The 14,524-nt window shown below is 67.9% G+C and carries 13 protein-coding genes and 2 pseudogenes; 11 read left to right on the top strand and 4 right to left on the bottom strand.

Going from position 1 to position 14,524, the window contains the following annotated elements:
- The first annotated feature begins 6 nt into the window (after positions 1 to 6).
- The 6 genes and pseudogenes from QC826_RS03915 to QC826_RS03890 all read left to right on the top strand — a co-directional run bounded on the left by QC826_RS03915 (position 7) and on the right by QC826_RS03890 (position 4,722).
- Positions 7 to 651, top strand: coding sequence for a nicotinate-nucleotide adenylyltransferase (locus QC826_RS03915; protein ID WP_409567763.1), 645 nt, complete (start codon positions 7 to 9; stop codon positions 649 to 651).
- Positions 652 to 1,335, top strand: coding sequence for a ribosome silencing factor (rsfS, locus tag QC826_RS03910; protein ID WP_279764490.1), 684 nt, complete (start codon positions 652 to 654; stop codon positions 1,333 to 1,335). It begins immediately after the preceding gene.
- A gap of 6 nt (positions 1,336 to 1,341) precedes the next feature.
- Positions 1,342 to 1,812 carry a 23S rRNA (pseudouridine(1915)-N(3))-methyltransferase RlmH gene (gene rlmH, locus QC826_RS03905; RefSeq protein WP_099415497.1) on the top strand — a complete coding sequence of 157 codons (471 nt, stop codon included), beginning with the start codon at positions 1,342 to 1,344 and terminating at the stop codon, positions 1,810 to 1,812.
- A 133-nt stretch (positions 1,813 to 1,945) separates the two neighbouring features.
- Positions 1,946 to 2,566, top strand: a complete 621-nt coding sequence (locus tag QC826_RS03900) for a nucleoside triphosphate pyrophosphatase (RefSeq protein WP_279764489.1) — start codon at positions 1,946 to 1,948, stop codon at positions 2,564 to 2,566.
- A gap of 55 nt (positions 2,567 to 2,621) precedes the next feature.
- Positions 2,622 to 4,086, top strand: a pseudogene (gene rng, locus QC826_RS03895) (ribonuclease G).
- Between the two features lie 51 nt (positions 4,087 to 4,137).
- Entirely contained in the window at positions 4,138 to 4,722 is a 585-nt protein-coding gene (locus QC826_RS03890) for an ATP-binding protein (protein ID WP_279764488.1), read from the top strand.
- On the opposite strand, the gene QC826_RS03885 is transcribed toward QC826_RS03890, so the two are convergent.
- A complete protein-coding gene (locus QC826_RS03885) occupies positions 4,670 to 5,206 on the bottom strand; it encodes a hypothetical protein (protein WP_279764486.1) in 537 nt (178 codons plus the stop codon). The genes QC826_RS03890 and QC826_RS03885 overlap by 53 nt on opposite strands.
- Positions 5,207 to 5,213: 7 nt before the next feature.
- Complete coding sequence (locus tag QC826_RS03880) at positions 5,214 to 6,431, bottom strand: XRE family transcriptional regulator (RefSeq protein WP_279764484.1); 1,218 nt, start codon at positions 6,429 to 6,431, stop codon at positions 5,214 to 5,216.
- A gap of 444 nt (positions 6,432 to 6,875) precedes the next feature.
- Here QC826_RS03880 and QC826_RS03875 point away from each other — a divergent pair.
- Positions 6,876 to 8,625, top strand: a pseudogene (locus QC826_RS03875) (methyl-accepting chemotaxis protein).
- Between the two features lie 54 nt (positions 8,626 to 8,679).
- On the opposite strand, the gene QC826_RS03870 reads toward QC826_RS03875, so the two are convergent.
- Positions 8,680 to 10,032, bottom strand: coding sequence for an ROK family protein (locus QC826_RS03870; RefSeq protein ID WP_279764483.1), 1,353 nt, complete (start codon positions 10,030 to 10,032; stop codon positions 8,680 to 8,682).
- Between the two features lie 130 nt (positions 10,033 to 10,162).
- On the bottom strand, positions 10,163 to 10,804 hold the full coding sequence (locus QC826_RS03865) for a nucleoside/nucleotide kinase family protein (RefSeq protein WP_409567859.1): 642 nt from the start codon (positions 10,802 to 10,804) through the stop codon (positions 10,163 to 10,165).
- Positions 10,805 to 11,035: 231 nt separating this feature from the next.
- Between QC826_RS03865 and QC826_RS03860 the strand changes: the two genes are divergently transcribed.
- From QC826_RS03860 to QC826_RS03845, 4 genes are all read left to right on the top strand, one after another.
- A complete protein-coding gene (locus QC826_RS03860) occupies positions 11,036 to 12,034 on the top strand; it encodes a sugar ABC transporter substrate-binding protein (protein WP_279764482.1) in 999 nt (332 codons plus the stop codon).
- Positions 12,035 to 12,124: 90 nt separating this feature from the next.
- On the top strand, positions 12,125 to 13,153 hold the full coding sequence (locus tag QC826_RS03855) for an ABC transporter permease (protein ID WP_279764481.1): 1,029 nt from the start codon (positions 12,125 to 12,127) through the stop codon (positions 13,151 to 13,153).
- A gap of 2 nt (positions 13,154 to 13,155) precedes the next feature.
- Positions 13,156 to 13,944 carry an ATP-binding cassette domain-containing protein gene (locus QC826_RS03850; protein WP_279764480.1) on the top strand — a complete coding sequence of 263 codons (789 nt, stop codon included), beginning with the start codon at positions 13,156 to 13,158 and terminating at the stop codon, positions 13,942 to 13,944.
- Positions 13,937 to 14,452, top strand: a complete 516-nt coding sequence (locus QC826_RS03845) for an RbsD/FucU family protein (RefSeq protein ID WP_279764479.1) — start codon at positions 13,937 to 13,939, stop codon at positions 14,450 to 14,452. The genes QC826_RS03850 and QC826_RS03845 overlap by 8 nt, the downstream gene beginning before the upstream one ends.
- Positions 14,453 to 14,524: the final 72 nt, after the last annotated feature.

Raw genomic sequence — 14,524 nt, 5'->3', positions numbered from 1 at the left:
TGCGTCGTGCTGCTGGGAGGCAGTTTCGATCCGGTCCACCACGGTCATGTCAGCCTCGGCGTCCACTTCGCAGCCTTGCTGCAGGCGACCCAGCTGCGTGTGATCCCGGTCGGCCGCCAATGGCAAAAAGACAGCGTGCAGGCCACGCCGGAACAACGCGCCGAGATGGCGCGCCTGGCCTTCGCCGACTTGGCCGTGCCGGTCGTGATCGACACGCAGGAAATTGAACGCAGCGCCGACGGTGCGCCCAGCTACACCATCGACACGCTGCGCCAGTTGCGCGCCGAACTGGGGCCGCAGGCCTCGCTGGTGTTCGTCGTCGGCGCCGACCAGCTGCAACGGCTCGACACCTGGCACGACTGGCGCCGGCTGTTCGACTACGCGCACATCGGCGTCGCCGCGCGGCCCGGTTTCGAGCTGGCCAAGGCCGGCCTGCCGGCCGCCGTGGCCGCCGAGTTTTCCACCCGACTAAACAGTATTGAACAAATCCGCAACACGCCGCACGGTCTGACTTATCTGGCACAAGACTTCGCGGTGGATATCTCCGCCACCCAAATACGTGCGGCATTACAACGGGGGGATAAGGCAAACTCGCTTATCGCGCCGCTAGTGCTAGACTATATTGAACAACATAATCTATACAAAAGCTAAATGGACATCAAAAAACTGCAAACCCTCGTCGTTGACGCCCTCGAAGACGTCAAAGCGCAAGACATCGTCGTATTCGACACCGTCCACCTGACCAGCCTGTTCGACCGGATCGCCATCGCCTCCGGCACCTCGAACCGCCAAACCAAGGCGCTGGCCGCCTCCGTCCGCGACAAGATCAAGGCCGCCGGCGGCGAAGTCTACGGCATGGAAGGCGAGGACACCGGTGAATGGGTGCTGGTCGACTTGGGCGACATGATCGTCCACATCATGCAAGCACCAATCCGCGCCTACTACCGCCTGGAAGAAATCTGGGGCGACAAGCCGGTCAAACTGGGCGCCGAGAAGCGTGCCAAAAAGGCCGACGGCGACGTGGAACCGAAGAAGACCAGCGGCCACTTGGCTGCGTCGAAGGCGGCAGTGTCGGCCAGCCCGGTGATCGAGAAGAAAGAGAAGAAAGCGCCGGCCAAGAAAGCCGCCACCAGCGCCGCCAAGAAGCCGGCCGCCAAAAAAGCCGCCACCCCGGTCGGCAAGGTCGTCAAGGTCGCCTCGACCAAGAGCGCCACCGCCGCCGCGGCCGCCTTGAAGGCGCTGCCACCGAAGCCGAAAGCACCGAAGGCGCCGAAAGTCGCCGCCGAGGCACCGGCCAAGACGGTCATCAAGCGCATCAAAAAAGTCGCCGAGTAAGGCTCGATGCAGCTCCTTATCGTCGCGGTCGGCCACAAAATGCCGGCCTGGATAGAGACGGGCTTCGCCGAGTATGCCAAGCGCATGCCGCCGGAACTACGCATCGTGCTGAAGGAAATCAAGCCGGTCGACCGTTCCGGCAGCAAGACCGCCGCCACCGCCATGGCGCTCGAACGTGAGCGCATCGAGGCGGCGCTGCCCAAGTCGGTGCGCATCATCGCGCTCGACGAGCGCGGCAAGGACCTGACCTCGGTCGGCCTGTCGCAGCAGCTGGAAAGCTGGCAGCAGGACGGCCGCGACACGGCCTTCCTGATCGGCGGCGCCGACGGCCTCGACCCCGAGCTGAAGGCGCGCGCCGAGGGCTTGATCCGCATCTCCAGCATGACCCTGCCGCACGGCATGGTGCGGGTGATGCTGGCCGAGCAGCTCTACCGCGCCTGGTCGATCACCCAGAACCACCCCTACCACCGCGTCTAAGGCGCGGGCCGAATACAGGGTCAGACCCTCAGGGTCTGACCCTACGGTGCGCCGCTGGGGTTTCTCCGCGACACGGGAGGCCCCGCACCCCGTCCGACTTGCCCTAGCGGCAACTTGGCACTACACTCCTACGATGAAACCCATCGACAAGACGATCTACCTCGCCTCCAAAAGCCCGCGCCGGCGCGAACTGCTGCGCCAGATCGGCATCGATTTCGAACTCCTGCTGTTGCGCAGCGACGGTCCGCGCGGCGCCGACGTCACCGAGGAGGTGCTGGCCGCCGAGGCGCCGGCCGCCTATGTCGAGCGGGTCGCGCGCGAAAAGGCCGCCTTCGCCTGGAACCTGGTGCAGCGCCGCCACCTGCGCCCGCGCACCGTGCTCACCGCCGACACCACCGTCACCATCGACGGCGCCATCCTCGGCAAGCCGGCCGACCGCGCCGAGGCCGTCGCCATGCTCGAGCAGCTGTCCGGCCGCACCCACCAGGTGCTGACCGCCGTCGCCGTCCACCACGCCGAGTTCAGCGGCCAGGTCACCCAGGTCTCCAACGTGCGCTTCGGCGTGCTGTCGGCGGCCGCCATCGCCGCCTACTGCGCCACCCTGGAGCCCTACGACAAAGCCGGCGGCTACGGCATCCAGGGGCCGGCGGCGGCCTTCATCGAGCACATCGAGGGCAGCCATTCCGGCATCATGGGCCTGCCGCTGTACGAAACGGCGCAATTGCTGCGCCAAGCCGGTTTGCCATTGCCATAAGCCCGTGTATGATCGTCGTTCGCCTCCCCCACCCACCAGCAGGCAAACGAGACACATGAACGAAGACATACTGATCAACATCACCCCGCAGGAAACCCGGGTCGCCCTCATCATGCAGGGCGCGGTGCAGGAGCTGCACATCGAGCGCACCCTGACGCGCGGCCTGGCCGGCAACGTCTACTCCGGCAAGGTCGTGCGCGTGCTGCCCGGCATGCAGTCGGCCTTCATCGACATCGGCCTCGAGCGCGCCGCCTTCCTGCACGTCGCCGACATCTGGGAAGCCCGCCCGCACGACGGCCAGAACACCGCCCCCACGCCGATCGAGAAGATCCTGTTCGACGGCCAGGTGCTGACCGTGCAGGTGATCAAGGGCCCCGATCGGCACCAAGGGCGCGCGCCTGTCGACGCAGATCTCGATCGCCGGCCGCATGCTGGTCTACCTGCCGCAGGATTCGCACATCGGCATCTCGCAAAAGATCGAGAAGGAGTCCGAGCGCGAGGCGCTGCGCACCCGCCTGCAAGGGCTGCTGCCGGCCGACGAGAAGGGTGGCTACATCGTGCGCACCCAGGCCGAGGAGGCCTCCGACTCGGACATCGGCGCCGACGTCGAGTACCTGCGCAAGACCTGGGCGACCATCGGCAACGGCGCCCGCACCAAGCCGGCCACCACCCTGCTGCACCAGGACCTGAGCCTGGCGCAGCGCGTGCTGCGCGACTTCGTGCATGAAGAAACGGCGAGCATCCAGGTCGACTCGCGCGAGAACTTCATCAACCTGTCCGAGTTCGCCAAGACCTACACGCCGAGCGTGCTGCCGCGCCTGCAGCACTACACCGGCGAGCGGCCGCTGTTCGACCTGTACGGCGTCGAGGAGGAGATTTTGCGCGCGCTGGGCCGGCGCGTCGACCTCAAGTCGGGCGGCTATTTGATCGTCGACCAGACCGAGGCGATGACCACCATCGACGTCAACACCGGCGGCTTCGTCGGCGGGCGCAACTTCGCCGACACCATCTTCAAGACCAACCTGGAGGCGGCCCACGCCATCGCCCGCCAGCTGCGCCTGCGCAACCTGGGCGGCATCATCATCCTCGACTTCATCGACATGGACAACGCCGAGCACCGCAACGCCGTGCTGCTCGAGCTGAAGAAGACGCTGTCGCGCGACCGCACCAAGGTCTCGGTGAGCAACTTCTCGGCGCTCGGCCTGGTCGAGATGACGCGCAAGCGCACCCGCGAGTCGCTCGCCCACATCCTGTGCGAACCCTGCCCGGCCTGCGCCGGCAAGGGCCAGGTCAAAACCTCGCGCACCATCTGCTACGAGATCCTGCGCGAGCTGCTGCGCGAGGCCAAGCAGTTCAACCCGCGCGAGTTCCGCATCCTCGCCTCGCAGGAGGTGGTCGACATGTTCCTCGAGGAGGAGTCGCAGCACCTGGCGATGCTGGGCGACTTCATCGGCAAGAAGATCTCGCTGCAGGTCGAGACCGCCTACCACCAGGAGCAGTACGACGTCATTTTGATGTAGGCAATCCAGTACAACTGCTCGCGAACCAAAGAACACATGCAGGACAGTAATATGCTGACAAAGGCCACATTCCAGAATTTCACCACCGTACCCAATACGGAATGGAAGTTCGCCCCCGGACTGAACGTGATCGTGGGGGAGAATGGCCTTGGCAAGTCGCACGTCCTGAAAGCGATTTACTCCTTGCTGAAGGTGCAGTCCGGCAAAGAAATGTCCAAGGGCGCGCTCGAAAAGGCCTATGCCGAGAAGCTTCTTGGCGTGATGCGGCCCGAATCGATAGGCCGTCTGGTCAAGCGCAAGCAAGGCCGGGACCGTTGTGAGATCGCGCTGGCGATGCAGGACGTCGAAAAAAGCAGCACCATCGCATTCGCCACCAACGCCAAGTCGCAGGTGGAAGTGGTCAAGGCGCCCAAGGGAACCCTGCCCTTGTCGCCGGTGTACCTGCCGACGCGCGAACTGGCCACGCTTTGTCCCTGGTTCGTCCCCCTGTACGACAACTACCATGTCGAATTTGAGGAGGCCTGGCGCGACACCGTCTCGCTGCTGGGCGCGCCGTCGCTCAAAGGGCCGCGCGGCGCCGACGCTACAGGCAGGCGTTCCACCATTGGAAATCTGCTGAGTCCGTCCGTGGCCTGAAGCGTGCCAGCGCGGTGATCCTGCGAACCACCTCGACCAGCCGCGCCGCGTTGTGCGGATCCAGCTGCGCCCAGGCCCGCAGCACCTCCGGCGTCGACGTCGTTGGCACGGCGACGTCGGCACGGCGGGCCACACTCATTGCCTTCCGGTCGTCGCTCAGCAGCACGAAACCCCGGTGTTTTGCGATGGAAAGAGCCTGGGCCTCGCCATCGTCGAGTTCGCATGCAAAATTGACGTAGTCCTGCATCTCGGCGTCTGTCGCTATACACGCCGGCAACAGGACGGCGTCGCGATTCACTTCAGACATCCGCAGCGGCACCAGGACAGCTGTGCCGTCGGCGCCATATTCGCGCGTGTACTCGGCCTCCTCAAGCACCGCTTCGCACACATACCAAGTCCGCTTCAAGGCGCGCAACTCGAGCAATCGCCCCCACCCGGTGTACAGATTGAGCAGCGAACAGCAATCGATGATATGGCCAGCCATCCCCGGCTCACCCGGTCGTGTTGGACAACAGCGAACGGGTGAACAACAGGGGCGACATCCCGGCCATTCCGTCGCCGTCGTCGCCCCCGGCAGAACACCGCTCAACGATCTCACGCGCCTCGATCCGCGTGCAACGCAACAGCCTCGCCAACTGGCCCTCGGTAATTTTATCGTCGACGAAGGCCTGGACCGCCAGCATCTTGTAGCGTTGCGGGTAGGCTTCCACCGCATCGTCGTGCGCCAGCCCGCCGCCGGCTTCCTGCTTCAGTTCGCCGAGCGGAAGGCCTGAGCCGCTGATGCGATCCCAACGGCTGCGCGGGATCAGCCCAATGGACTCGAGACGCAAGGTCATCGCCATTGGCGAAACAGCAAAATAATCGGCCATGTGGCAAAGATCGCCGACCTTGAAGTCCCCGCTACGCTCAAGCGCCTCGTAGAAACGGCGTTGGACGCCTGCCTCCGGCATCAGCAAGGCCGCCGCGAACGCGTCGGCGAAGCGCTCCCCCTCCGGCTTGCGCCGCGTCTGCTGCAGATAGTCCACCCCCGGTCGGCCGCGATCACTGAGAAAATGGGCGTACTCATGCGCGATGGTCCAGCGCCGGCGCTCCCTTGGATGCAGCCGATTGACCAAAATACAGAAGCCGAAGTCGGGGACGAACATGTACAGACCAGCGAGTGTCGAATCGAGCTTGTCGATAAACACGTGCAAACCGGCTTCCTCCAATACCTTCCGCAAAGCATAGATAGCTTGGTGTGCGCCGAGGTTCAATCTGGCCCGCTCCTCCTGCGCGCAGTGCTCGGCAAATCGCTCGACCGGGCCGGCCGCCATGCGCACCGCTGGCGGGAAATGTGTGCTTCGTCGCGCCGCCACGAGGCGTTCGAGATACTGATAGTCGTCGATGTACGCCGAAAGCGCCGCAATCGCCGACTCCAACGGCGCTTCAGCACCCAAGGCAGGATCGAGTATTGAGCGCAAATGCGGGCGTAGCCCGTCGGCCGGACGGGGAGCATTGCGCAGGAGTCTGTTGAGCGGCTCTTTGTACAGTCCCGCCAACTTGACCAACTCTTCCGGCTTGGGGCGCCGGACGGCCTTCTCAATCGCAATGAACGTTGGACGGCTCAGGTTCAAATGGTTTGCTGCCGCCTCTTGCGTTAGATTTGCCGCCTTTCTGGCGGCAACCAGTCGTTCAGCAAGAGCGGCCAAATCAACGCTGTCATATTTCATGGTGAGGCACCACTTCCATAAGCCGAATGACTCAGACGGGCCGGATTGCCCACGTCCCAAACCTCGCTCCCCGCCATGCGGGGCTCCCGCCTCGCAGCTGCTGCATGTCACTTTACAATCTAGCCCAACAAACCATTGAGGTCAAACCGGAAAACGCCTAATAGTTTACTTTGTAAAAAAAATTATGTCCGAGCTTGCTCGAACAGAGAGAGACGGCGGCCAATGCGGCTACCGATCCTCGGCCTGGCCAGTCCGCCAATGCCCCAGTTGCGGTTCTGGCTGCGCGGCGCGTCCCCGCCGACCTCCAAACAGGCGCACCGCGATGCGGAACGTGGTTCCATCGCAACGCGACAAAGCGTGAGTTTGTGGGCAGGCGATGGTGCTAGAGTCGTCAGGTTGATGTAGATCAGACCGGCTTTCAAACCGCACTCAAGGAGTCACGGCATGCGCTTCTCCGACCTGGGCATCCGCCCCAAACTCTACCTGGCCTTCGGCGCCGTGGTCGCCATCATGGCGGCGCTGATGGGCAGCGCCTATCTGAACTTTTCCAGCATGTCGCAGGCCAACGGCTGGAACATCCACACCTACCAGGTGATGGCCGAGACGCAGGACGTGCTGGAAAGCCTGATGAACATCGAAACGGGCGAGCGCGGCTTCGCGCTGACCGGCGACGAGGCCGCGCTGGCGCCGCTCAAGCAGGGCCAGGCGGACTTCAAGACCCACCTCGACAAGACCCGCGCGCTGACCGCCGACAACCCGGCCCAGCAGGACCGCCTGCGCCAGCTGGAACAGGCCCAGGCCGACTGGCTGGTCCAGGCGATCGAACCGGTGCTGATGCTGCGCCGCCAGGCCGGCGACGTCAACAGCATCGAACGGGTGCTCGACTTCGTCAAGGCCGGCCGGGGCCGCGCCGGCATGGACAAGATGCACGCGCTGCTGGAGCAGATCAGCCAGGCCGAGGAACGGCCTGCTGGCGGCGCGCGCCAGGCAGGCGGCGGCGCTGCACGGCCGCACCGCCAACACCATGATCTTCGGCGGCGCCGCCGCAATGGCCCTGGCCGGCGTGCTGGCCTGGCTGTTGAGCGGCAACATCGTCACGCCGCTGGCGAACGCCGTGCGCATCGCCCAGACCGTCGCCGGCGGCGACCTGAGCGGGCACATCGAGGCCCACTCGCGCGACGAGACGGGCCAGCTGCTGGCCGCGCTGGGGGCGATGAACGCCAGCCTGGTGGGCATCGTCGGCGAGGTGCGGCGCGGCACCGACACCATCGCCACGGCCAGCGGCGAGATCGCGCGCGGCAACGCCGACCTGTCGGCGCGCACCGAGCAGCAGGCCAGCTCGCTGGAGCAGACCGCCTCGTCGATGGAGCAGCTGACCGGCACCGTCAAGCAGAACGCCGACAACGCGCGCCAGGCCAACACCCTGGCGGCGACCGCCTCGGCGGTGGCGCTGCGCGGCGGCGAGGTGGTGGCCCAGGTGGTCGACACGATGAGCTCGATCAACGCCTCGTCGCGCAACATCGTCGACATCATCGCCGTCATCGACGGCATCGCCTTCCAGACCAACATCTTGGCGCTGAACGCGGCGGTGGAGGCGGCCAGGGCCGGCGAGCAGGGCCGCGGCTTCGCCGTCGTCGCCACCGAGGTGCGCAACCTGGCGCAGCGCTCGGCGGCGGCGGCCAAGGAGATCAAGGGCTTGATCGACGACTCGGTCGACAAGGTCGAGGTCGGCAGCAGGCTGGTCGGGCAGGCCGGCACGACGATGAGCGAGATCGTCGACAGCGTGCGCCGCGTCACCGACATCATGCAGGAGATCTCCTCGGCCAGCGCCGAGCAGATCGCCGGCATCGAGCAGATCAACCAGGCCATCGGCCAGATGGACGCGGTGACCCAGCAGAACGCCGCGCTGGTCGAGCAGGCCGCCGCCGCCGCCGAGGCGCTGCAGGAGCAGGCCGCCCACCAGGCGCAGGTGGTCAGCGTGTTCCGCCTCGAGCAGTCGGCGGCGCCGGCCGCCGTGGCCGCGCCGGCGCGCCGCGCCGCCATCGCGCCGCCGGCGCCGCCACGGGCGCGGGCGCCGGTGACGGCGCTGGCGCTCACGCGCAAGGCGGCGCCGCCGCGAACCGCCGCGCCGGCGCCGGCGCGGGCGCGGGCGGCGGCGAAACAGGTCAGCAACGAGGAGTGGGAGGAGTTCTGATCAAGCGCAGTTTCTGCAGCCGGGTATGGTTGATTTGCCCATTGTGCGCCGAATTCAGGCGTCGAGTTTGAGGAACACCTCGGGATCGGGGGCGAAGTTGACGTACAGCGGCAGCAGGGCGCCGCCCAGCGCGCGGGCGTCGGCGCCGATGGTGCCGGCCAGCACCTGCGGGCAGCGCGCGCCCTCCCAGTTGTAGCGCCGCAGCGCGGCCGTCACCGCCTCGAGCAGCAGCTCGAGCAGGGCGCGGCTGCAAGAGCCGTCGACGATGGCGCCGTCCAGGTCGAGCAGGCAGTTGGCGCTGGCCAGCGCCATGGCGATGGCGCCGCCGCCCTGCTCGGCCCACACCGCGCTGTGCGCCAACCAGGGCGCCTGCATGGCGCGCTCGTCGGTGGCGGCGGTGGGGTCCAGGCCGGCTTGGGTGAAGCGCTGTTCCAGGCCGAGCAGCGAGGCCACGCTGAGCAGCTGCGCCGGCTGCGCGGCGGCGGCGCCGGCAGCAGCACCAACAGCATCGGGGCCGATGGCCCCGGCGGCGGAACCGGCGCCGTCGGCAAGGCCGGTGCCAGCGCCGACGCCATCACCCGCGCCGCCGGCCACCGCCACCGCCAGCGGCAGCGAGCCGACCGCGCCGGCGTTGCCGTGCAGGCCGGCGTAGAGTTGGCTGTCGAGCACCAGGCCGCCGCCGATGAAGGTGTCGACGAACAAGTACAGGAAGCTCTTGACGCTGCGCCCGCGCCCGGCCACCAGTTCGGCGACGCAGGCCGCCGCCGTGTCCTTGGCGAAGCGCACCGGCAGGCCGGTGTCGGCGGCGATGCGGGCGGCGATGTCCTGCCGCTCCCAGCAGCCGGCCTGGCCCGGCGGCGTGCCCATCAGCGCGTGCCAACGGTCCAGCTGCAGCGGCGCGGCCACGCCGACGCCCTGCAGGCGGGCGCGCAGCGCGGCCGGCAGCGCGGCGCGCATGCGCGCCACCTCGGCGGCGATGGCGGGGAACACCACCTCCTGCTCGGGGAAGCGGTAGGCCAGCGAGGCGCGCTGGCGCACCACGCCGGTGAAGTCGATCAGCAGCACGTCGAGGCGGCGCCGGCCGATGTTGACGCCGAAGGAGAAGGCGCCGTCCGGATTCAGGGCGATCGGCACCGAGGGCTGGCCGATCTTGCCGCGCAGCGGGGCGTGCTTGTGCACCAGCGCGTCCTGTTCCAGGCGGGCGACGATCAGCGCCACCGTCTGCGTGCTCAGCGCGGTCAGCCGCGCCAGCTCGGCCTTGGGCAACGCGCCGTGCAGGCGCATGGCCTGCAGCACCACGCGCTCGTTGAACTGGCGCAGGCCGGTCTGGTTGGAGCCGCGCGGACGCAGATGGTCGGCGGCGCCCGCTTCGGGGTCTACTGCGGCCGATGGTGGTGTGTGCTGCATGTGTCCTGCTCCCGGGCCGCGCCGGGCGCGCCCCTGTGTGATGGTTGCAACAAAAGCGCGAGTCTGCACCATCGCGCCGGCCTTGGCAACCGCTCAGGCCGCGTGGCGCCGGTCCGTCCCCGCCGGGGAGTCAGCGCAAGACCAGGTCGGCACGGGCGCGGCCCTGCTCGATCAGGCGCGCGTTGGGCTCGTCGGTGGACTCGATCCAGGCGCGGGCGTCGGCCTCGGCGCGGCCGAAGCGCATGTGGCGCTCCAGCAGCCGGCGGCGGCGCAACTCCGGCTCGATGTCGATGTAGCAGACGGCGTCGAGCAGCGGCCGCACGCCGCCCCAGTGGTCCTGCTCGAGCAGCAGATAATTGCCCTCGGTGACGACCAGCTCGACCGAGTCGGCCACCGCGATGGCGCCGGCCACGCCCTCCTCCAGCTCGCGCCGGTACTGCGGCGCGTACACCGTCTCGCCCGGCGCGTGTTGGCGCAGCCGGGCCAGCAGGGCGACGTAGCCGGCGCTGTCGAAGGTGTCGGGCGCGCCCTTGCGGCCGGCCCGGCCCAGCCGCGCCAGCTCGCTGTTGGCCAGGTGGTAGCCGTCCATCGGCACCACCACGGCGCGGCCGGGCAGGCTCTGCGCCAAGCGCTCGGCGACGGTCGATTTGCCGGCGCCGGGCGCGCCGACCAGGCCGAGCAGGAAGCGGCGGCCGGGCACGGCGCGCGCGGCCAGCAGCGCCAGCAGAGGGGCCAACTGGGGATCGGACTGCGGGTCCGGCGAACGGGATATGGTCAAGGGCGCTCCGCTGAAAATGGGGTTGGGAAGCGGCCCTGCGGCCGGCTTGCGGTCCAGCTTAGCGCGCCGCGGCGGGCGCCGTCAATCGCCGCACAGGCCGCTGTTTCCCTGCCGCACGATTAAATAAAATAACTTGATTTATTAATTATTCGAGCCTATATTTCCAATCAGCGTCGGCAGCATGATCGGCCTAGACGACAACCATAATAATTTTTGGAGACAAGTATGAACGCAAGGCACCACCTCGCCCTCGGTTTGCTCGCATCCCTCGCCGCCGCCGGCGCCATCGCCGCCGACCAGCCCGTCGTCGGCCTGATCACCAAGACCGAAACCAACCCCTTCTTCGTCAAGATGAAGGAAGGCGCCCAGCGCGCCGCCACCCTGCAGGGCGCCAAGCTGCTGACGGCGGCCGGCAAGGCCGACGGCGACAACGCCGGCCAGGTCGGCGCCATCGAGAACATGATCTCGGCCGGCGCCAAGGCCATCCTGATCACCCCCAACGACTCGAAGGCCATCGTGCCGGCCATCAAGAAGGCGCGCGCCCAGGGCGTGATGGTGATCGCCCTCGACAGCCCGGCCGACCCGGTCGACGCCACCGACGCGCTGTTCGCCACCGACAACTTCCAGGCCGGCCTGCTGATCGGCAAGTACGCCAAGGCGGCGCTGGGCGGCAAGCCGGCCAAGATCGCCACGCTCGACCTGTTCCCCGGCCACCCGGTCGGCGTGTCGCGCCACAACGGTTTCCTGGCCGGCTTCGGCGCGGCCGACATCACGGCCAAGACCGTCGGCCTGGCCAAGACGGCCGAGGTGGTCTGCATGGCCGACAGCTTCGGCGACCAGGGCAAGGGCCAGACGGCGATGGAGAACTGCCTGCAGAAGAATCCCGACATCAACCTGGTCTACACCATCAACGAACCGGCGGCGGCCGGCGCCTACAAGGCGCTGAAGGCGGCCGGCAAGGAAAAGGGCGTGATGATCGTCTCGGTCGACGGCGGCTGCGCCGGCGTGCGCGACCTGAAGGCCGGCGTGATCGCCGCCACCGCGCAGCAGTACCCGCTGAAGATGGCCGGGCTGGGCGTGGACGCCGGCGTGGTCTACGCCAAGACCGGCAAGAAGGCCAGCGGCTACCTCGACACCGGCGTGACGCTGATCAGCGACAAGCCGATGGCCGGCGTCGACAGCAAGGACAGCGCCTTCGGCCTGAGCGCCTGCTGGGGCAAATAGGCTAGCCAAGCAAGGTAGGCAAGTAAGGTAGCAAACAAGCAAGCCAGGTCCGGGCCGGCGCGCGCCGGCCCCCACACTGAAAGGACGTCCATGAACTCCACGCTCCACCCCGCCGCCGGCCAAGCGCCCGCGCCCTCCCCCGCCGCGCCGGCCGCGCCGCTGGCGCAGCGCCTGAAACAGCTGCTGCCGCCGGTCAACGTGCTCGGCCCCGTGCTGGCCCTGCTGGCGGCGAGCATCTTCTTCGCCAGCCAGTCCGACCGCTTCCTCAGCGGCCAAAATTTCTCGCTGATCCTGCAGCAGGTGATGGTGGTGGGCGTGATCGCCATCGGCCAGACCCTGATCATTCTGACCGCCGGCATCGACCTGTCCTGCGGCATGGCGATGGCGCTCGGTTCCGTCGTCGCCACCAAGTTCGCCGTCGACTACGGCCTGCACCCCTTCCTGGCGGTGCCCTGCGGCATGGCCGCCTGCGTGCTGATCGGCTACATCAACGGTTCCCTGGTCACCGCCATCAAGCTGCCGCCCTTCATCGTCACGCTGGGCACCATGAACATCGCCTTCGCCGTCACGCAGATCTACTCGCAGGCGCAGACCGTCACCGGCCTGCCCGAGGCGATGACCTTCTTCGGCAACACCTTCCAGCTGGGCCAGACCAGCGTCACCTACGGCAGCGTGCTGATGCTGGCGCTGTACCTGCTGACCTGGCTGTTCCTGCGCGAGACGGCGCCCGGCCGCCACCTCTACGCGGTGGGCAACAACCCCGAGGCGGCGCGCCTGACCGGCATCGCCACCAAGCGCGTGCTGCTCGGCGTCTACATGACGGCCGGCCTGTTCTACGGCATCGCGGCCATGCTGTCGGTGGCGCGCATGGGCGTGGGCGACCCGCAGGGCGGCCAGACCGACAACCTCGACAGCATCACCGCCGTGGTGCTGGGCGGCACCAGCCTGTTCGGCGGGCGCGGCTCCATCCTCGGCACCCTGGTCGGCGTGCTCATCGTCGGCGTGTTCCGCAACGGCCTGACCCTGATGGGCGTGCCCTCGGTGGTGCAGATCCTGGTCACCGGCGTGCTGGTGATCCTGGCCGTGGCCACCGACCAACTGACCCACAAGAAAGGCTGAGCATGGACACGACGACAGACATCTTCCAGGCGCGCGGCCTGGTCAAGCGCTACGGCGGCGTCACCGCCCTCGACGGCACCGACTTCAACCTGCGCGCCGGCGAAATCCTCGCCGTGATCGGCGACAACGGCGCCGGCAAGTCCTCGCTGATCAAGGCGCTGTCCGGCGCCATCGTGCCCGACGAGGGCGAGATGCGGCTCGACGGCCAGCTGGTGCGCTTCAAGACGCCGATCGACGCGCGCCGCCACGGCATCGAAACGGTCTACCAGGACCTGGCCGTGGCGCCGGCCATGACCATCGCCGAGAACCTGTTCCTCGGCCGCGAGCTGCTGCGTCCCGGCCTGCTGGGCAAGTGCCTGCGGCTGATCGACAAGAAGCGCATGCTGGCCGAGGCGGCCGGCCACATGGCCGACCTGAAGATCGGCATCCGCTCGATGAAGCAGGCGGTCGGCACCCTGTCCGGCGGCCAGCGCCAGGGCGTCGCCGTGGCGCGCAGCACCGCCTTCGCGCGCCACGTGGTGATCCTCGACGAGCCCACCGCCGCGCTCGGCGTCAAGGAGGGCAACATGGTGCTCGAACTGATACGCCGGGTGCGCGAGCGCGGCCTGCCGGTGATCCTGATCAGCCACAACATGCCGCACGTGTTCGAGATCGCCGACCGCATCCACATCCAGCGCCTGGGCAAGCGGGTGGCGGTGGTCGATCCCAAGCACATCAGCATGTCCGACACGGTGGCCGTGATGACCGGCGCCGAGGACCCGCGCGACTTGGCGGAGGCGGCCCATGCTTAAGGGCGTCGATCCGCTGCTCAGCCCGGAACTGCTGAAGGTGTTGGCCGAGATGGGCCACGGCGACACGGTCGCCCTGGTCGACGCCAACTTCACCGCCACCACGCTGGGCCGGGGCAAGCCGGTGCTGCGCCTGCCCGGCGTCGGCCTGGCGCGCGCCGGCGCCGCCCTGCTGTCGGTGCTGCCGCTCGACGTGGCCGAGCGGCCGGTGGCCTTCATGGCCGTCGGCGGCGAGCCGGACGGTTACCGCTCGGCGCTGCAGCGCCAGCTGATCGCGCTGTGCGTGGACAGCGGCGGCGCCGCCGCCGAGCAATGCGAGGCGGTCGAACGCTACGCCTTCTACGAGCGGGTGCGCGGCGCCTACGCCATCGTGCAAACGGGCGAGCTGCAACCCTACGCCAACTTCCTGTTCAGCAAGGGCGTGCTGACCGGCGATGGCGAAGCCGGGACGGCGCCCCGCACTGCGGCCGAAAGGGGTCAGACCCCGTACGGCGCCAAGGCGGGGGGCTGACCCCGGCGTCCGGTTTGCGGGGTCAACGCCCGGGCGGCCGCCAAACCAGGCAGAACAACAAACTTTTAGCGC

The organism is Rugamonas sp. DEMB1 (genome assembly GCF_029834475.1).
In the GTDB taxonomy this organism is placed as follows: domain Bacteria; phylum Pseudomonadota; class Gammaproteobacteria; order Burkholderiales; family Burkholderiaceae_D; genus Rugamonas; species Rugamonas rubra.
Note: the sequence above shows the minus strand (reverse complement) of the source record. Positions and strands in the feature narration are given on the sequence as shown.